This is a genomic window from Sphingomonas sp. 2R-10 (genome assembly GCF_030062225.1).
Classification (GTDB): Bacteria; Pseudomonadota; Alphaproteobacteria; order Sphingomonadales; family Sphingomonadaceae; genus Sphingomonas.
Map to the genome: position 1 here is coordinate 15,100 of NZ_JASCXF010000031.1, position 18,618 is coordinate 33,717.

Genomic DNA, 18,618 nt, shown 5'->3' on the forward strand with positions numbered 1-18,618 from the left:
GACGCCGGAGCCTTAAATGGTGATGTCGGTCGGACGATGGCGGCGCATCCATCCGGCGACCAGCATCCGCGTGAAGGTGACGGCGGTGAACACCGAGCTGGCGATGCCGAGCAGCAGCACGACCGCGAAACCGCGGATCGGGCCGGAACCGAGGATCAGCATGATCCCGCCGGCGATGGCGTGGGTCACGTTCGCCTCGAAGATCGTGCGGCTCGCCTCCTTGTAGCCCAGCTCGAGCGATTGCAGCACGCTGCGCCCGCGGCGCCGTTCCTCGCGGATGCGTTCGTTGATGAGCACGTTGGCGTCGACCGCGGTACCGATGGTCAGCACGAAGCCGGCGATGCCGGGCAGCGTCAGCGTGGCGTTCAGGAACGCCATCACCGCGATGATCATCAGGATGTTCAGCACGACGGCGATCGTCGAATAGATGCCGAAGCGACCATAGGTCATGACCATGAACACGATGACGGCAACGGTCGCGATGATCGCGGCGGTCACGCCCGCCTTCACCGAATCGGCACCCAGTTCGGGGCTTACGGTGCTTTCCTGCACCACGGTCAGGTCGACCGGCAGCTTGCCCGACCGCAGCGCGATGGCGAGCTGGTTGGCGCTGTCGGCGGTGAAGCCCCCGCTGATCGTGGCGCTGCCGCCGAGGATCGGTTCGTTGATGTTCGGGGCCGAGATGACCGAATTGTCGACGATGATCGCAAAGGGCTTGCCGGTGTTTTCCTGCGTCACCTTCGCGAAGCGGCGACCGCCCTCCGCGTTGAAGTTGATCGTGACGTTGGGCTGGCCGTTCTGGTCATAGGTCTGGCGCGCATCGGCGAGCTGGTCGCCGGAGATGATCGTGGTGCGCTTCACCGCGATCGGTGCGTTCTGCGCCGGATAGGGCAGGATCTGGCTGCCCGCCGGTGCCTGTCCACGCGCGACCGCGGCCGGATCGGCGGCGAGATCGACCAGCTTGAATTCCAGCCGCGCGGTCCGGCCCAGCAGATCCTTCAACGCCTTCGGATCGGACAGGCCGGGGACCTGCACAACGATGCGGTTGCTGCCCTGCTGGATGATCGTCGGTTCGCGCGTGCCCAGTTCGTCGATGCGGCGGCGCACGACCTCGGTCGCGTCCTTCATCGCATTCTCGACCGCGAGGCGCAGGCCGGCCTGGGTCGGGGTCAGCACGAAGCGCGTGTTGTCGCGCACCTCGATGTCCCATTCGCGCTGGCCGGTCATGCCCGCCCCGCCGCCGGTCAGGCCCAGCAGCTTTTCACGCGCGGCGTCGACCTGCGTCGCGTCGCGCACCATGAAGCTGATCTGTCCGCCGCGCGTCGAGATGTCGCCGACGCTGACCCGCGGGTTGCGGCGCATCTCGGTCGCGATCATCTCGCGCATCGCCTCGACCCGGGTCGCGGCGACGTCCTGCGTCTGCGCCTCGAGCAGGATGTAGCTGCCCCCCGCCAGATCGAGGCCGAAGTTGATCGCGGGCGTCGGCACCCAGCCGGGCAGCTTCGCACGGGTCGCCTCGGGCAGCAGGCTCGGCACCGCGAACAGCGACAACAGGATCACGGATGCCCAGATGGCGATCCGTTTCCAGCGGGGAAAGTCGAGCATCAGTCGTTCGCGGGCTTGGCGCCGGCCGGCGGCGTGACTTCGGCGATGGTCGCCTTGACCACGCGGATGCGGGTATTCGGCGCGATCTCCACCTCGACGAACGCGTCCTCGACCTTGGTTACCCGGCCGATCACGCCGCCGGCGGTGACAACCTGGTCGCCGCGCTTCACCGCGGCGATCGATGCCTGCAACGTCTTCATTCGCTTCGACTGCGGACGGATGAGCAGGAAGTAGAAGGCGACGAAGATCAGCAGCAGCGGCGCGATGCCGATCAGCGTGCCGAGGAAACCACCCGATGCCGCAGGAGCGGCGGCGGACTGGGCGAAAGCGGAAGGTACGAGCATTGCTGGCCTGAATGTCCGAAAAAGCGGACGCCGCGAACACGGCATCCTGTCAACTGCGGGCAGCTATCACCTGCACGGGCCCCGTGCAACATTTGCCGGCGGCGACGCTTCGGGCTTGCATGGCACGCAAACCGGGCCTAAAGGCACGCCCTCTCTGATCGGGGCGTAGCGCAGCCTGGTAGCGCATCACACTGGGGGTGTGGGGGTCGCAGGTTCGAATCCTGTCGCCCCGACCAGAGACATCGGATTCGCGGTCGACCGCGAACCGCGACGGACGCGATCGTCGCGCCAGCCTACACGGCACCGTCATGCAATCCATCATGTACCGCGTCGGGGCGGCCACCCGTCGCGCAGGACGCGGCTGCGGTTCTGCATACTTTACACAACGTAAAGGCAGTCTGTCGTAGCGCTATCATATGACGTGGTCGCACCCGATCGAACATATCGCCGGCAACCGACGCGGGACCGTTGCGGTCATCGCGGCGATGTCGCTGTCGATCCTTGTCGGAATGTCGGCGATGGCGGTTGATGTGAACCGCGGACTGCAGCAGCGCGTCGTCAACCAGCGGGTCGCCGACATCGCGGCGCTGGGTGCGGCGATCGCCTACCATGCCGATGAAAACGAAGCGATCCTCGCCCCGGCCGCGCGCGATCTCGCCCGCGTCAATGGTCTGGCCGATGCGACGATCGAGACGACGATGCTCAACGATACGCCCGGCCCCGGCATGAAGGCGGTGCGGGTGACCGTCACGACCCGCGTGCCGATCCTGATCGCCCGGGGCATCGGTCTGGGCGGCAGCTACCCGGTCGGCGCGTCGGCCACCGCATTGCTGAAGGGGCCCGAATCGGTCCCGCCGTGCATCCTCGGCCTGTCGGGCAGCGGCGATGCCATTTCGACGTCCGGGGGCGCGACGATCGATGCGCCCGACTGCGCCGTCGCCGGGATCGGCAACGTGGCGAACGGCGGGTCGCGGATCGGCGCGAAGAACATCGTGTCGGGCGCGGGATCGATCACGAACCAATATGGCACGCTTGCCGCCGATGCGATCCGTTATGCCGTCGATTTCGTCAATCCGTCGTGGAACGGCAACGTTCCCGCGGCGGACAAGCGGACCAGGGTCGCAACCACCCTTTCCGATCCATTGCGCGACAATGCCGACATCGCGGCCGCGCGGGCGGCGATCGGCGCGTTCGATGCGCCGGACCCGATCGCCGATCCGGTCACGCCCGCCGGAGAGGACTGGGTCTTCGGCTACAGCCCCAGTGCGAACGTGTCGTCGTATCGGCGGGGCAACGGCAAGTTCTTCGTACCCGCCGGCAACTATACGATCGGGACGCTACGGGTCGAAGGGGGGGTCAATGTCGACTTCGCCGCCGGATCGACGATCACCATCGCCAGGGGACTTGCGGTCGGGGGCGGTTCGCCGCTGGCCTTTGGCGACGGCAATATCCGCATCAACGGCGGGGTCGCGGCAGGCAGCGCCGTCACCTTCGGCGACGGGGACGTGTCGATCGGCAGCGGCACCGTCAGCCTGACGGGGACGAACCGCATCGGCGACGGCCGCGTGTCGATCAATGCCGACCTGAACATCGGCGGCGGATCGACGCTGACGATCGGTCGGGGCAACCACGCCTTCCGGTCGATCACGATCGGTGGCGGCAGCTGGATCCGGGCGGGCAACGGGAACACCGACGTCGTCGCGGGAATCGCGGTCGGCGGCGGATCGGCGCTGGTGCTGGGCGCGGGGGCCTATCGGATCGGTCGCGCCGCCGGCGGCCAGGCGATCGCGCTGTCGGGCAGCGGCGTCATGCTGATGGCCGACGGCACGTTCAGCGCGGGCGGCAGCATCACCACCGAGGGCGGAAGCCGGCTGGTATTCGGGCGCACGACCAATCACCGGATCAACGGCGATCTGCGCGTGGCGGGTGCGGTGCTGTTCGGCGCGGGCCGCTACACGATAGCCGGCGACTTCGTCAACGGCACCGGCGGGACGACATGGCCCTATCATTCGCCGGTCAACAACCAGAATTACGGCCAGTCGCTGGAAGGCGTTTCGACCAGCGATTTCGACATGGCGGGGGTCGACGTCACCTTCGTGCTGTCGGGCGTCGTCAACCTGAACGGCGGCGCGAAGACCAAGCTGCTGGCATCGCCGACCGGCAGCACGCCGGGAACCATCGCCAGCGTGCTGATCGATTCCGCGACCACGGTCGCCACCACATGGGGCGGCGGATCGAACAGCGTCTTCAGCGGCGCGGTGCATATCCCCCGTTCGGACGTCACGATCAGCGGCGGCAACAGCACCCAGTCGGCCGGGCAGTGCTTCGTCCTGATCGCCAACCGGGTGACGGCGACCGGGGGCAGCACCACCGGATCGACCTGCGTCGGCCTGCCCGGCGGGGGCGGCAACGGACCGAACAAGATCGAACTGATACGGTGAGGATGATGGGGCCACGACACTTGCTGCGCGACCGGCGCGGTGCGGCGACGATCGAGTTCGCGCTGCTCACCTGCTTCCTGTTCGCGATCATGCTCGCCGCGCTGGATTTCGGCATGTTCTTCATCCAGCGCGGCAATCTGGGCTCGGGGGTCGCCACGACCGCGGTGCACAGTTTCAGCAACCGCGCGGCGGTCCCCTTCACCAATATCCCGACGATGGTCGCGGCGATCGCCGGCGCGCCCGGCGCATCGAACCTGGTGGTGACGGTCGAATGCAATGGCGGCGATACGCCGTGCGTCAACGAATCGCGGGTCTGTGCGTGCCTGACCGCCGACAACGGCTATCGCGCGACCGCGACCTGCGGTGCGCCATGCGGCGCCGCATCGGGAAGCGCGGCTGCGAGGTCGGGCTATTACCTGCGGGTCAAGGCCAGCTACCGCTACGTTCCGGCGGTCGTGCCGGCCAGCCTGTTCGGCGACACGACGCTGGAGCAGGCGGCCGTGGTGCGGTTGCAATGACCGCCCGCCACCCCCGGCCCCTGCCCGCCGACCGGCGCGGTGCCACCGTGGTCGAATTCGCGCTGCTGGCCCCCGTGTTCCTGAGCATGTTGTTCGCGATCGTCGAGGGATCGCGCTTCCTGTGGATCAAGCAGTCGGTGAAGGAAGTGGCGTTCAGCACGGCGCGCTGCACCTCGGTCAGCGCCGATTGCAAGACCCCCGCGGCGCGGACCGACTATGCGGTCGGGCGGGCGCGGACCTATGGCCAGCGCCTGGTCGCGACCGACGTTGTCGTCACATCGGGGACGACGTGCAACGCCGCCACGGGAATGGTCAAGGTCGTCATCTCGCTTCCGTTCCGGTCGCCGGTCGTCGGGCTGCTGCCGGGCATCCCGGCCGACGTGACCGCGACCGGCTGCTATCCGCTGCTGTGACGATCGTCGGCCGCAAGGGTTGATCCGTCCGTATCGAAACGCGCGTCGTCCCGGCGAAGGCTGGGATCTCCCGGTGGTAGCACGCAGCAGGAGCCGATCGAGACCCCAGCCTTCGCTGGGGTGACGCCCGTTTCCACTCTAGCGGCCCGCCGGGACCTTCACCCGCAGCACCGCGTCGCCGGCGTCGTGCAGTTGCAGGTACAGCGTCCCCTCGCCCGCAGCCGCGGTCGTCGCCGTCGTACCGACGAAGCCGCCGGGCAGCACCGTCGCCCCGGCCATGTCCGGCGTCGTGCCGATCGCGCGGAGCAGGAACAGGCCGCGCCCGGTGACGGTGCAACGCTCGGCACAGGCGATCGCGTTCAGCACCGGCAGCCGCACCAGCGTCGCCAGCCCCTGCCAGTCACCCGCCGCCCCGGCGCGCCATGCGCGGAAGCGCAGCGGCCCCGCCACCGCCGGTCCGAACGCCGCCTGCGGGGCGATCGTCGTCACCACCACATCGTCGCCGATCCGCTGCACCGCGCCCGAGGCGATCGTCAGCCGCTTGACGGCATCGCCCGCCGCGATCTCGATCCCGTCGTCGCTGCCCGGCAACCCGCCCGCGATCCGCGCGGAGAAGATCAGCGTCGCTGCGGTCGGCACCAGCCCCTGCGGCAGTTCAATCGGCAGGCCGCCGGTCGGCGGATCGAATGCGACCCGGCGGTCGAGCAGTTGCGCCGTCGCGCGCGGCGGAGCGATCGTCGCAGGCACGCCGGCGCTGCGGCCATCGCGCAGCGCCACGGTGGCAGTCACGTCCCTGCCCCCGGCCAGCGGCTGTTCGGCGGTCAGCACCAGCCGGTCACCCTCTCCCACGCGGGTCAGCGCGCCGGCGGCAAAGCGCGTGCCGCCCAGCGTCAGCGCGGTCACCTGATCCAGCCGTGCGCCTTCCAGCACGCCGTCACGGTCGCCGGCATGGACGGTGAAGCGGTCGAGACGGCTGGGCTCGGCCCGTCCGGTCAGCGCGATCTGATCGGGCGCGACCGCACCGTGGCGCACGACGGTCAGCGTCAACGGCCCCGGCCGGGTCTTGCCCAGCGGCAGGGTCGCCTCGATCGCATCCGGCCCCGCCGCCTTCCACGTCAGCGACCGGCTGAGCCCGGCGCCATCGCGCAACGTCAGTGCGCTGACACAGGCCGATGCTCCACCGCGCAGCACCAGCGGATGGTCGCGCCCGACGATGACGTCGGCATCGGGCCGCGGCGTCCATGCGCCGGGGCCGTCGACCTGCGCCGGCACCTGCGGTCCGCTGAACGTCGCAAAGCCCCAGCGGCCCTGCACCACCGCCTCGGCCACCGGCCCCGGTGCCGGCGGGGCGTCCCCGGCCAGTACCAGCCCGCCGCGTTCGGCATCGGGAGTCAGCCGGATCGTCGAGACCCGCCCGTCGAGCGCCGTCACGCGCAGCACGAGGTCGCGGGCATAGTCGGTCGCGAACAGCAGCGCGGCATCGTCGATCGGCAGCACGAGGCCGGGCCGGGCGAGGCACAGCGCGCCGGGTGCCGCCGATCGCCACAGCGGCGGCGGGGCGTCGCCGATCGGCGGCAGCGGCGCCACCAGCACCGATCGCGGATTCTGGAACGACGGCGCGCTGTTCAGTTGCAGGTGGATCGCATTCCCCTGCCCCAGCGCCAGTGCCGGCAGATACTGATATTGCGCGCTGCGAAACGCGCCGAACAGCCGGGCGACGTCCCGGGCCAGCGCGATGTACGGACTGTAATAGCCCGCCCCGCCCTCGCGCGTCGCCGCCACGCGATAGGCGAGGTCGACCGGGGTGCCGGTCAGCGTCTCGGTCAAGGTCGCGCCGCGCTGCGCCTGCAGCACCAGCGCGTCGCGCTGCTGGGTCAGGCACGCGGCCTGCAACGCGCGCTGGCGCAGCAGGCAGTCGGCGTTCAGCTTGATGCGCAGCGCATCGGCCAGCACCGGCGCGGCGGTCGCCAGTCGTTCCGGCGCGCTGTCGCCGATCCGCCCGATCGCGCCGACGAACGCGTCCAGCCGCTGCCGGTCGAGCGATGCCTGATACAGGTCCTGCGCCGCGCGGACGAACACCCCCGGCCGCCCGCGCACCGCGCCGCGCACCGCCGAGAACCCGCCACCGGCTTCGGGGGCGAGGAACAGCATCGCCTGTTCGGCACCATCGGGCACGGTGACGGTCAGCGTGTTCTTCTTCGGCTTCCACGTCTCGACCGAGAAGAACCAGTCCTTGGGCGGCGGGTTGGTCGCCCCACGCAGGAAGGCGACGACCAGCAGATAGCGCTCCGACTGGTCGGCGGGCAGCAACGCCCTTGCCGTCAGCCTGTCGCCGCCGCGCAGCGCCGGAACCGCCGCCACCGGCAATTCGGTATCGCCGCGCCGCACGCTGACCGCGACTTCGGGACCGTCGAGGTCGAACCCGTTCTGCTGGGCATCGGCGACATCGGCGAACAACACCGACAACGCGGCGAGCAACAGGAGAACGCGAACCATGGCCGTCCCTATAGCGGACGTTGCGGGGTCGGGCTAATATCCCATGTTCATCACTCCCGCGAAGGCGGGAGTCCATGAACGCTGCCGCAGCGACGCCGGCAGAACCCCTGGCGGCCATGGATCCCGCCTTCGCGGGAATGACGAGGAAGGCTCTACCGCACCACCAGCGCCGCGTCGCGCAGGCCGCGCCATACGCGGATCGCCTGCACCGTCTCCGCCACGTCGTGCACCCGGACCAGCTGCGCGCCGCGCTCGATGCCCGCCATCGTCAGCGCGACCGATCCGCCCAGCCGCTGGTCGGCGGGTGCCTCGTTCGACAGCGCGCCGATGATCCGCTTGCGGCTGGCCCCCAGCAGCACCGGGCAACCCAGCCCGTGGAACAGCGCGAGGCCGTTCACCAGCGCGAGATTGTCGGCCAGCGCCTTGCCGAAGCCGATGCCGGGATCGACGACGATCCTCGCGCGGTCGACCCCGCCGGCGACCACCGCCTCGACCCGTGCCTCCAGCCAGTCGAACACGTCGAGCAGCGGGTCGGCATAGCCATCGCCACCATGCGGCCCCTGCGTCGCCGCGGGCGAATGCATCAGCACCACCGGGCACCCCGCCGCCGCGACAACCGCCAGCGCGCGCGGATCATAGGACAGTGCGGCGACGTCGTTGACGATCCGCGCGCCCGCCGCCAGCGCCGCCTCCATCACCACCGCCTTGCGCGTGTCGACCGACACCGCGACCCCGGCCGCCGCCAGCCGCCCGGCCACCGGCACGATCCGCGCGATCTCGTCGCCCTCCCACACCGTCGCCGCACCGGGTCTGGTCGATTCGCCGCCAAGGTCGATCAGTGCCGCCCCCGCCGCCGCCATCGCCACCCCGGCCGCCGCTGCCCCCGCCGGATCGCCGACATGCGCGCCCCCGTCCGAGAAACTGTCGGGCGTGACGTTCAGGATGCCCATCACCTGCGGCTGGTCGAACCGCAGCACCCGCTCGCCCAGCGTCAGCGGCGGGCGAGGCGCGGTGATCCGCCGGTGGAGCAGGTGCGCCCGCTCGGCCTGCGCTGCGGGCAGGCCGGCGACCCAGTCGTCGAACCCGGCGACCGGCACGGTGATCCGCAATCCCGCCCGGTCGCGCACCTCATAGCCGGCGAACCACAGCATCCCCCCCGCCAGCCGTGCCACGCTGCCGTCGGGCAGTCCGACCGGCGTGTCGACGAAGCGGACCGGGCGCAGATACATCAGGGCTGGGTCGCGAGCAGCCATTGCTGGCGCAGCGCGTCGACCGGGACCAGCCCGTTCGGCCCCTCGCTATGCCAGAAGGTCCAGCCGTTGCACGACGGCGCGTTCTGAAGCGTCGAGCCCAGCTTGTGGATCGACCCGGCCGTGCCGCAGTCGGACAGCAGCGATCCGTCGGCCAGCACGGTCGCGCGGAAGCGGCGCTTGGCGTCGGTGACCACCGACCCCGGCGGCAGCAGGCCGTTCTCGACCAGCACGCCGAAGGCCACGCGCGGCGGCTTGGTCGGCGCGCGCATGGCGCGGATCGCCGATTCGTCGAGCGGCAGCGCCGCCTCGATCCGCGCCGTCGCCGCCTCGACATAGGTCGCGTCGCGTTCGATGCCGATGAAATGCCGCCCCAGCCGCCTGGCGACCGCGCCGGTGGTGCCGGTGCCGAAGAACGGGTCGAGCACCACGTCGCCGGGCCTGGTCGACGCCAGCAGCACGCGGTACAGCAGTGCCTCGGGCTTCTGGGTCGGGTGGACCTTCGTCCCATCCTTGCGCAGCCGCTCCGGCCCGCCGCAGATCGGGAATTCCCAGTCCGATCGCATCTGCAATTCGTCGTTCAGCGTCTTCATCTGGCGATAGTTGAAGGTGTAGCGCGCCTTCTCGCCCATCGATGCCCAGATCATCGTCTCGTGCGCGTTGGTAAAGCGCGTGCCCTTGAAATTGGGCATCGGGTTCGATTTCCGCCACACGATGTCGTTGAGGATCCAGAAGCCCTGGTCCTGCACGATCGACCCGACGCGATAGATATTGTGATAGCTGCCGATGACCCAGATCGTGCCGTCGGGCTTCAGGATGCGCCGCGCCTCGGCCAGCCACGCTTTCGTGAACTTGTCGTACGCGGCGAAGCTGTCGAACTTGTCCCAGTCGTCGTCGACCGCATCGACCTGGCTGCCGTCGGGCCGCAGCAGGTCGCCGCCCAGTTGCAGGTTGTAGGGCGGATCGGCGAAGATGCAGTCGATCGACTTCGCCGGCAGCGAGCGCATCGCGTCGATGCAGTCGTCCATCAGGATGCGGTCGAGCGGCAGCGTGACCGTCTTGGGCGCCTTCGCCCGGATTTTCGTCGCCACCATCGTCGTCAGTCCCCCTTGAATCGGTGCCATTTCAGGGAATCCACGAGTCGCGGTCAAGAGGTAATGCTTGACTCGGTCGGGTAGGCAGAGTCGTTGCGGCGACGAATCGAGTCGTCGCGGGGCAGATGTTGAGTCCGGTCGAGGGCCGAAGACTCAAGATGTGGTAACCCTCAACTCGTCGCAAATCCTCCCCGGCACGGGGAGGATTTTAAAGCAGCAGCGCCTGCGCGACCGGCGCGAAGCTCCGCCGGTGCAGCGGCGTCGGCCCCAGCGTCCGCAGCGCCTCCAGATGCACCTTCGCGCCATAGCCCTTGTTCGACGACCAGCCATAGCCGGGATGCAGCTCGTCGGCGTCGATCATCATCGCGTCGCGCGTCTGTTTCGCGACGATCGACGCGGCGGCGATCGACAGGCTGATCGCGTCGCCACCGACGACCGCGACGCTGGGATACGACCAGTTCGGGCAGCGGTTGCCGTCGACCAGCACCATGCCGCACGCGACCCCCAGCGCGTCGACCGCGCGTTCCATCGCCAGCATCGTCGCCCACAGGATGTTGAGCCGGTCGATCTCCTCAACGGTGGCGATCCCGACACCGACCGTCGCGCAGTCGAGCAGCCGGGCGTGCAGCCCGGCGCGACGTTTCGCGCTCAACTGCTTCGAATCGTTGAGGCCATCGGGAATACAGTCGCGGTCCAGCACCACCGCCGCCGCGACCACCGGCCCGGCCAGCGGCCCGCGCCCGGCCTCGTCCACCCCCGCCACCGGCCCCGTATGGCGGGCCTCGTGACTCCAGTCAGGCATCGGCGATGCGCCATGGCGGGAACCGCCGCATCTCGCCCGCCTGGTACAGGCACACCTCGTTCCCCGCCGGATCGAACAGCCGCGCCTCGCGCCAGCCCCATGGCCGGTCGATCGGCTCCTGCGCGAAGGACAGCCCCTGTCCTTTCAGATAATGGACCGCGACGTTCAGGTCGCCGACCTCGAAATACACCGCCGGCACCTTGCGCTCGTCGGTCATCTCGATCGAGAAAGTCGCGCCCCCCTCGCTCTCGAACCGGGCATAGCGGCGGCTGGAACGCACGATCGTCTTGAGGCCGAGCAGGCGGTAGAAATGCTCGCTGGCCGGCACGTCGTCGGCCGGCACCGTCACCTGGTTGAGCATCGGCGACCAGCGCGACTGGTTGAGGTCGAGCCGCACCCCCTGCTGCGCCATCGGCCCCGCGCCGCGCCCCAGTTCGTCGGCGCCGAGCATCGCGATCCGCACGAAGCTGCGTGCGCGGCCGATCGCCTCGACCAGCGTCCATTCCTTGGCCAGTTCGCACGCGATCGCGGTCGACAGGGTACAGCCGGTGCCGTGCGTCGCCATGCCGTCGATCCGCGGCGAAGACCATTCGACCAGCGGCGCGGCACCGGGCGCGCGCTGGTGCAGCCGGTCGACGACCACCTCGCCCTCGCCATGTCCGCCCTTGGCCAGCACCGCGCAGCCGCGGTCGAGGACCGGATCGACCCCGCCCAGCGCCGCCAGTTCGGGCAGGTTGGGCGTGGCGAGCGTCGCCACCGCCATCAACCGTTCGAACGCCGCGACCGTCGCCTCGTCGGCCAGCCGCGCACCGCTGGTCGCGATCATCACCGGATCGAACACCACCGGGATGCCGCGCAGGTCGCGCAGCCGGTCGGCCAGCGCATGGGCGGTGCGGGCCGACCCGATCATGCCGATCTTGACCGCATCGACGCCGATGTCGCGCACCACCGCATCGACCTGCGCCATGACCATGTCGGTCGGGATCGGATGGACCGCGTCGACCCCCAGCGTGTTCTGCGCGGTGACGGCGGTGATCGCGGTCATCGCATGCGCGCCCAGCATCGTCGCGGTCTTGATATCCGCCTGGATACCGGCGCCCCCGCCGGAATCGGAACCGGCGACGATCAGGATGCGGGGTGTGGTCATGCGGCCGGGTTAGCAGCGGCGGACGGGCGTTGAAAGTCCTCCCCGGCACGGGGAGGGGGACCATGCGCAGCATGGTGGAGGAGGTTCTCCGCGCAACGCAACGGCTCCGTATGCGGACACCCCCCTCCACCAGCCTTTGGCTGGTCCCCCTCCCCGTTCCGGGGAGGATCTATTTGCGTCTGGTCGGCCGGTCGACCAACTCACCCCGACACGTCGGACACACCTCGTCCAGTTCATCCGCACATTCCGCGCAGAACGTGTCCTCGTACGAACAGACGAACGCGCCATGCGCCGCCGCCGGCAGCGGCGCCGCGCACCGTTCGCACGCAGGCTTCATGACCAGCATCAGCCCGCCGCCTGCCGCACCGCGTCGCAGATGCGGTCGACGACCTGCTCGACATGTCCCGCATCGTCGCCCTCGGCCATCACGCGGATCACCGGCTCGGTCCCCGACGCGCGCAGCACCAGCCGCCCGCGCCCGGCCAGTTCGGCCTCGACCCCGGCGACCACATCCTTCACCCGCGGATCGTCGAGCGGCTTGCCGCCGGCGAAGCGGACGTTCTTGAGCAGCTGCGGCAACGGATCGAAGCGGTGCAGCACCTCGCTCGCCGGCGCGCCCGCGCGCTGGATTTCGGCCAGCACCTGCAACGCCGCGACCAGCCCGTCGCCGGTGGTGGCATAGTCGGACAGGATGATATGCCCCGACTGTTCGCCGCCGACATTGTATCCGGCCGTCCGCATCTTCTCCAGCACGTGCCGGTCGCCGACCGCGGTGCGGACCAGGCCCAGCCCCTGCGCCGACAGATGCCGTTCGAGGCCGAGGTTCGACATGACGGTGGCAACCAGCCCCCCGCCCTTCAGCCGTCCTGCGCGCGCCCAGCTGGCGGCGATCGTCGCCATCAACTGGTCGCCGTCGATCACCCGCCCGGCTTCGTCGACCACGATCAGCCGGTCGGCGTCGCCGTCCAGCGCGATGCCGACCGCCGCGCCCGACGACACCACGGTTTCCGACAGCGTCTGCGGCGCGGTCGATCCGACGCGGTCGTTGATGTTCTTGCCGTTCGGGGTGACGCCGATCGCGATCACTTCCGCGCCCAGTTCCCACAGGGCCGACGGCGCGACGTTGTAGGCGGCGCCGTTCGCGCAATCGACGACCAGCTTCATGCCGTCCAGCCGGAGGTTTTCGGGGAAGGTCGACTTGGCGAAGTGGATATAGCGTCCGCGCGCGTCCTCGATCCGGTTGGCGCGGCCGATATCGCCCGGCGCCGACAGGTCGATCTCGCTGTCGATCAGTTCCTCGATCGCCAGTTCGTCGGCGTCGGACAGCTTGTACCCGTCCGGACCGAACAGCTTGATGCCGTTGTCCTGATACGGGTTGTGGCTGGCGGAGATCATCACCCCCATGTCGGCGCGCATCGAATGGGTCAGCATCGCCACCGCCGGGGTCGGCAACGGGCCGACCAGCACCACGTCCATGCCGACCGAGGTGAAGCCCGCGACCATCGCGTTTTCGAGCATATAGCCCGACAGCCGCGTGTCCTTGCCGATCACCACGCGGTGGCGGTGATCGCCCCGACGGAAGTGCGCGCCGGCCGCCATGCCGATGCGCATCGCCATCTCGGCGGTCATCGGCTTGCTGTTGGTCAGCCCGCGAATCCCGTCGGTGCCGAAATATTTCCTTGCCATCGTGACATACGCCTTCAGGTTGAGCGATCGATCGGCGGAGCTATTACCGCCACTTTATCAAAAGGGCGAGCATGTCGCAGGCGACACGAATTCTGGCGGGACTGGGCACGGGGCTGGCGCTGGGCATCGTCCTCGCGGGGCAATCGCCCGATACCGCGCTGTCGGGCATCGCCGTGGCCGAACCGATCGGCACCGCGTGGCTGAACGCGCTGCGCATGACGATCGTGCCGCTGGTCGTGGCGCTGCTCATCACCGGCATCGCCCAGACGGCGGAGGCGGCGCGCGCCGGGCGGATCGCCACCCGGTCGCTGCTGTTGTTCATCGTCATCCTGTGGACGTCCTCGGCGCTGGGCGCACTGTTCACGCTGACGCTGCTCGACCTGTTCCCGCTGGGCAATACCGCGGCGGAGGCGCTGCGCGCGACCTTCGGCACCGCCGCCCCGGCCGCGAAGGTGCCGCCGTTCACGGACTTCCTCGTGGGCGTCGTGCCGACCAATCCGGTGGCGGCGGCGGCGAACGACCAGTTCCTGCCGCTGATCCTGTTCACGCTGGTGTTCGGCTTTGCGCTCACCCGGCTGCCACAGGACAATCGCAGCGTCTTGGTTCGGCTGTTCCAGGCGATCGCCGACACGATGCTGATCGTCATCAACTGGGTGTTGTGGCTGGGCCCGATCGGCGTGTTCGCGCTGGGCTATGTCGTCGGGGCGCGGGCCGGCACCGCGGCGTTCGGCGCACTGGTCCATTACGTGCTGGTGCTGATGAGCGTGGGGATGGGCATCTGGCTGCTCGCCTATCCGCTGGCGCGCTTCGGCGGACGGGTGCCGATCGGGCAGTTCCTGAAAGGCACCGCCCCGGCGCAGGCGGTCGCGATCTCGACGCAGAGTTCGCTCGCGTCGTTGCCGGCGATGCTGAAGGGCGCGGGCGATGTCGGCGTGCCGGTGGCGACGTCGGGCGTGGTGCTGCCGATGGCGGTCGCGCTGTTCCGCGCTACGGGTCCGGCGATGAACCTCGGCGTCGCGCTCTACGTCGCGCACGTGTTCGGCGTGCCCTTGGGCGCGGGACAGATCGCGGCGGGGATCGCGGCGGGCGCGATCACCACGATGGGCGCGGCGAGCTTGCCCGGCCAGATCAGCTTCGTCTCCTCGATCGCACCGATTGCCGTCGCGATGGGCGTGCCGGTCGAACCATTGGCGCTGCTGGTCGCGGTGGAGACGCTGCCCGACATCGTGCGGACGCTGGGCAACGTGACGATGAACGTCGCGGTGACCGCGACGATCGGCGAACGGGTCGGCGGGGACCGCCTGAGCGAGGCCGACGCGATCCTCGCGGAAGGCTGAAACTCCTCCCCGGCACGGGGAGGAGTTCGAACTATTTCATCAGCACCAGCTCTTCGGCCATCGTCGGATGCAGCGCGACCGTCTGGTCGAACTGGTCCTTGGTCAGCCCGGCCTTCACCGCGATCGCCGCTGCCTGCAGGATCTCCGGCGCGTCCGGCCCGATCATGTGCAGCCCGACGATCCGTCCGGTCGTCTCCTCGCAGATCATCTTGTACAGCGCGCGTTCGTTGCGGCCGGCCAGCACGTTCTTCATCGGGCGGAAATCGGACAGGTACACCTTGACCGACCCCAGCTTGTTCTTCGCCTCGCCCTCGGTCATGCCGACGCCCGCCATCGGCGGATGGCTGAACACCGCGCTCGGGATGCAGTCGTAATCGAGCGTCACGTCCTTGCCGCCATAGGTGCGGTCGGCGAACGCCTGCCCCTCGCGGATCGCGACCGGGGTCAGCTGCACGCGGTTGGTGACGTCGCCCACCGCATAGATCGACGGGCACGACGACTGCGCCTGCTCGTTCACCTTCACCGCGCCCTTGTCGTCCAGCGCGACGCCGGCGCTCTCCAGCCCCAGCCCTTCGGTATTGGGAGTACGACCGGTCGCGAACATCACCATGTCGACGGTGACCGGTTCATGCCCCGACATCCTGACCGTCAGGCATCCATCCTCGCCCTTCTCGATCCCCTCGAATTCGGCATGGAAGCGGAACTCGATGCCCTTGGTCATCGAAATCTGGAGCAGCCGGTCGCGGATCGATTCGTCATAGCCGCGCAGGATCACGTCGGTGCGGTTGATGAGGATGACGTGCGCGCCGAACTGATGGAACACGCCCGCGAATTCGTTGGCGATATAGCCCGCACCCGCGATCAGCACGCGCTTCGGGATCGCGTCGAGGTGGAACGCCTCGTTCGATGTGATGCCATGCTCCGCGCCGGGGCATGACGGCACCGCGGGCGTCGCGCCCACCGCGATCAGGATGCGCTCGGCCGTCACCTCGCGTCCGCCCGACAGCTTCACCGAATGCGGCCCGGTGACGGTCGCGCGTTCGTGGAGGATCTCGACGCCGTGGTTCTCCAGCGTGGCGGTGTACGCGCCGTTGATCCGGTCGACCTCGGCCAGGACGTTGTCGCGCAGCCGCTCCCAGCTGAAATGGCATTGCGACGGCACGTCCCAGCCGAACGCATTGGCATCGCGCAGGTCTTCGGCGAAGTGCGCGCCGTACACCAGCAGCTTCTTGGGCACGCAGCCGCGGATGACGCAGGTCCCGCCGACGCGGTATTCCTCCGCCACCGCCACCTTCGCGCCATAGGCCGCCGAAACGCGTGCCGCGCGCGTGCCGCCGGACCCCGCGCCGATGACGAAGAGGTCGTAGTCGTAATCGCTCATGCAAGTCCTGCCCGTGCCAGAAGGTCGTTGGTCGACGCATCGAACGTCTGACCGCAGCGATCGGCTGCCTTCGCCATTTCCTTGCCCAGCTCGACGCCGAACTGGTCGAACGGATTGATGCCCAGCAGCGCCGCGTTCACGAACGTCCGCGCCTCGTAGAACGCCAGCAACGCGCCCAGCGTCCGCGCGTCGAGGTCTTGCAGCAGGATCGTCGACGACGGCCGGTCGCCGGGATAGGCGCGCGCCGGATCGTCGTTGCCCTTGCCCGCCATCAGCGCCGCGCCCTGCGCAAAGGCATTGAGCAGCAGCTGCCGGTGATGCGCGGGGTCGAGCGTGTCGCCTGCCTCCACCACCGCGACGAATTCCAGCGGCACGATCCGCGTACCCTGGTGCAGCAGCTGGAACACCGCGTGCTGCGCGTCGGTGCCGACCCCGCCCCACGTGATCGCCGCCGAATTGCGCCCCAGCGGCGCGCCGGCCGCCGTCACCGACTTGCCGTTCGATTCCATCTCCAGCTGTTGCAGATAGGACGGCAGCAGCCGCAACCGCTCGTCATAGGCGAAGGTCGCCCGCGTCTCGCACCCGCGCACCTGCGAATAATAGAGATCGGCAAAGGCGGCGAGCACCGGCGCGTTGCGCGCCGGTTCGGTCAGCCGGAAATGCCGGTCCATCTCGGCCGCGCCCTCCAGCAGTTCCTCATACGCCTGGAACCCCAGCGCCAGCGCGAACGGAAATCCCAGCGTCGACCACAGCGAATAGCGCCCGCCGACCGACTCGGCGAAGGGCAGCACGCGCGTCTCGTCGACGCCCCATTCCACCGCCTTGTCCGGCGCGGCGGTCAGCGCGATGACGCGCCCGAACGGGTCCTCGACCCCGCCCTCGCGCATCCATGCCAGCGCCGATCCGGCGTTCAGCATCGTCTCGGTCGTGGTGAAGGTCTTGGACGCGACGACCAGCAGCGTGGCGGCCGGATCGAAGCCCTTGAGCGCCTCCTCCATCGCCACCCCGTCGACGTTCGAAACGATCGCGACGTCGTACTTGTCCTCGTCGCGGCCCAGCGCGTCGAAGATCAGGTCGGGGCCGAGCGCCGATCCGCCGATGCCGACATGCAGGATGTGGCGCACCGGCCCGAACGCATCGGCCTCGATCGCGTCGATCACCTGCCGCATCCGCCCCTGGAACGCGCGGGCCTGCGCCACGTCGTCGGGACTGCCCTCGCCCCGCTCGGCGGTATGCGTCGCGGCGCGGCCCTCGGTGACGTTGACGACCTGTCCGGCGAACAGCGCGTCGCGCCTGGCGGCCAGTTCCATCGTCGTCGCCAGCCCGGTGAACGCCGCGATCGCCGCATCGTCGAGATGTGTCTTGGCGAAATCGAAATGCACGCCCGCGACATCGACGGTCAGCTTGTCCAGCCGATCCGCATCGCCCGCGAACAGGTCGGTCAGCTTCGTCTGCGTCAGCCCCTCGATCGCGGACCAGTCCTGCATCGCCATATCGTCCCTCGTCTGTTCGTCGGTTAGGATGGCCGCAGCCCTAGAGCGGAGGACGGGGGCAGGTCCACACCCTTCTACCGGGTCGGGCGCGGCGTTCGCGGCTTGCACATGGGATGGAGCCGATGGAGACCCCAGCCTTCGCTGGGGTGACGCCGTTTCCCTGACACGTCATGCCAGCGCAGGCTGGCATCTCCCTCCGCATCACGATACGCCTGCCCGATGCGTGGCGGCTGGACGTACATCATGGCGAACCGCCCGTTCGGCATGACCTATATCGGCGTGACCGCGAACCTCGCCGCGCGCGTCTGGCAGCATCGCGGGGACGAAGGTTCGGCCCATTGCCGGAAGTACGGGATCAGGACGCTGGTTCTGGCGGAGCACCACGACGATATCGAAACCGCGATCCGGCGGGAGAAGGCGTTGAAGGCGTGGCGGACGCAATGGAAACATCGGCTGATCGCCGAGTCGAACCCGAAATGGCGGGATTTGTTCGACGACATCGTTTGAGCCGCGGGAGACCCCAGCCTGCGCTGGGGTGACGCGAGGGGAAGGCACCTCCCTCGCCTCAAACGTCACCCCAGCGAAGGCTGGGGTCTCCTCGTGGATACCCG

16 protein-coding genes and 1 tRNA gene are annotated in these 18,618 nt (G+C 69.2%); 6 read left to right on the forward strand and 11 right to left on the reverse strand.

Features of this window, described 5'->3' with window-relative positions; genetic code table 11:
- Positions 1-12: 12 nt before the first annotated feature.
- Together secD and yajC are read right to left on the reverse strand one after the other, a co-directional pair.
- A complete protein-coding gene (gene secD, locus QLH51_RS14425; RefSeq protein ID WP_125658210.1) occupies positions 13-1,605 on the reverse strand; it encodes a protein translocase subunit SecD in 1,593 nt (530 codons plus the stop codon).
- The gene (gene yajC / locus QLH51_RS14430) at positions 1,605-1,949 is read right to left on the reverse strand and encodes a preprotein translocase subunit YajC (protein WP_125658207.1); all 345 of its coding nucleotides are present in this window, start codon (positions 1,947-1,949) and stop codon (positions 1,605-1,607) included. The genes secD and yajC overlap by 1 nt, the downstream gene beginning before the upstream one ends.
- Positions 1,950-2,108: 159 nt before the next feature.
- Here yajC and QLH51_RS14435 point away from each other — a divergent pair.
- The 4 genes from QLH51_RS14435 to QLH51_RS14450 all read left to right on the forward strand — a co-directional run bounded on the left by QLH51_RS14435 (position 2,109) and on the right by QLH51_RS14450 (position 5,321).
- Positions 2,109-2,185 (forward strand) — tRNA-Pro (locus QLH51_RS14435).
- Between the two features lie 180 nt (positions 2,186-2,365).
- Positions 2,366-4,390, forward strand: a complete 2,025-nt coding sequence (locus QLH51_RS14440) for a hypothetical protein (protein WP_125658204.1) — start codon at positions 2,366-2,368, stop codon at positions 4,388-4,390.
- Between the two features lie 5 nt (positions 4,391-4,395).
- Positions 4,396-4,908, forward strand: a complete 513-nt coding sequence (locus QLH51_RS14445) for a TadE/TadG family type IV pilus assembly protein (protein WP_283514629.1) — start codon at positions 4,396-4,398, stop codon at positions 4,906-4,908.
- On the forward strand, positions 4,905-5,321 hold the full coding sequence (locus QLH51_RS14450) for a TadE/TadG family type IV pilus assembly protein (RefSeq protein ID WP_164516148.1): 417 nt from the start codon (positions 4,905-4,907) through the stop codon (positions 5,319-5,321). The genes QLH51_RS14445 and QLH51_RS14450 overlap by 4 nt, the downstream gene beginning before the upstream one ends.
- A gap of 138 nt (positions 5,322-5,459) precedes the next feature.
- Here QLH51_RS14450 and QLH51_RS14455 read toward each other — a convergent pair whose 3' ends face one another.
- From QLH51_RS14455 to glmM, 7 genes are all read right to left on the reverse strand, one after another.
- Positions 5,460-7,817, reverse strand: a complete 2,358-nt coding sequence (locus tag QLH51_RS14455; protein ID WP_125658198.1) for a hypothetical protein — start codon at positions 7,815-7,817, stop codon at positions 5,460-5,462.
- A 152-nt stretch (positions 7,818-7,969) separates the two neighbouring features.
- On the reverse strand, positions 7,970-9,046 hold the full coding sequence (folP, locus tag QLH51_RS14460; protein ID WP_125658195.1) for a dihydropteroate synthase: 1,077 nt from the start codon (positions 9,044-9,046) through the stop codon (positions 7,970-7,972).
- Positions 9,046-10,161 carry a site-specific DNA-methyltransferase gene (locus tag QLH51_RS14465; RefSeq protein WP_206429052.1) on the reverse strand — a complete coding sequence of 372 codons (1,116 nt, stop codon included), beginning with the start codon at positions 10,159-10,161 and terminating at the stop codon, positions 9,046-9,048. Before QLH51_RS14465 ends, folP begins: the two co-directional genes overlap by 1 nt.
- 208 nt (positions 10,162-10,369) lie before the next feature.
- Positions 10,370-10,963, reverse strand: a complete 594-nt coding sequence (locus QLH51_RS14470) for a ribonuclease HII (protein WP_125658189.1) — start codon at positions 10,961-10,963, stop codon at positions 10,370-10,372.
- Positions 10,956-12,110, reverse strand: coding sequence for a bifunctional hydroxymethylpyrimidine kinase/phosphomethylpyrimidine kinase (gene thiD, locus QLH51_RS14475; RefSeq protein WP_125658186.1), 1,155 nt, complete (start codon positions 12,108-12,110; stop codon positions 10,956-10,958). Before thiD ends, QLH51_RS14470 begins: the two co-directional genes overlap by 8 nt.
- A gap of 169 nt (positions 12,111-12,279) precedes the next feature.
- Positions 12,280-12,456 carry a DUF1272 domain-containing protein gene (locus tag QLH51_RS14480; protein ID WP_125658183.1) on the reverse strand — a complete coding sequence of 59 codons (177 nt, stop codon included), beginning with the start codon at positions 12,454-12,456 and terminating at the stop codon, positions 12,280-12,282.
- Positions 12,456-13,796, reverse strand: a complete 1,341-nt coding sequence (gene glmM / locus QLH51_RS14485; protein WP_125658181.1) for a phosphoglucosamine mutase — start codon at positions 13,794-13,796, stop codon at positions 12,456-12,458. Before glmM ends, QLH51_RS14480 begins: the two co-directional genes overlap by 1 nt.
- A 71-nt stretch (positions 13,797-13,867) precedes the next feature.
- Here glmM and QLH51_RS14490 point away from each other — a divergent pair, with 71 nt between their 5' ends.
- Complete coding sequence (locus tag QLH51_RS14490) at positions 13,868-15,133, forward strand: dicarboxylate/amino acid:cation symporter (RefSeq protein WP_125658179.1); 1,266 nt, start codon at positions 13,868-13,870, stop codon at positions 15,131-15,133.
- Positions 15,134-15,164: 31 nt separating this feature from the next.
- Here the strand turns inward: QLH51_RS14490 and gorA are convergent, their stop codons facing one another.
- Together gorA and pgi are read right to left on the reverse strand one after the other, a co-directional pair.
- The gene (gorA, locus tag QLH51_RS14495; protein ID WP_125658177.1) at positions 15,165-16,514 is read right to left on the reverse strand and encodes a glutathione-disulfide reductase; all 1,350 of its coding nucleotides are present in this window, start codon (positions 16,512-16,514) and stop codon (positions 15,165-15,167) included.
- On the reverse strand, positions 16,511-18,001 hold the full coding sequence (gene pgi / locus QLH51_RS14500; protein WP_125658175.1) for a glucose-6-phosphate isomerase: 1,491 nt from the start codon (positions 17,999-18,001) through the stop codon (positions 16,511-16,513). Before pgi ends, gorA begins: the two co-directional genes overlap by 4 nt.
- 285 nt (positions 18,002-18,286) lie before the next feature.
- Between pgi and QLH51_RS14505 the strand changes: the two genes are divergently transcribed.
- Complete coding sequence (locus QLH51_RS14505; RefSeq protein ID WP_241217934.1) at positions 18,287-18,514, forward strand: hypothetical protein; 228 nt, start codon at positions 18,287-18,289, stop codon at positions 18,512-18,514.
- Positions 18,515-18,618 lie beyond the last annotated feature (104 nt).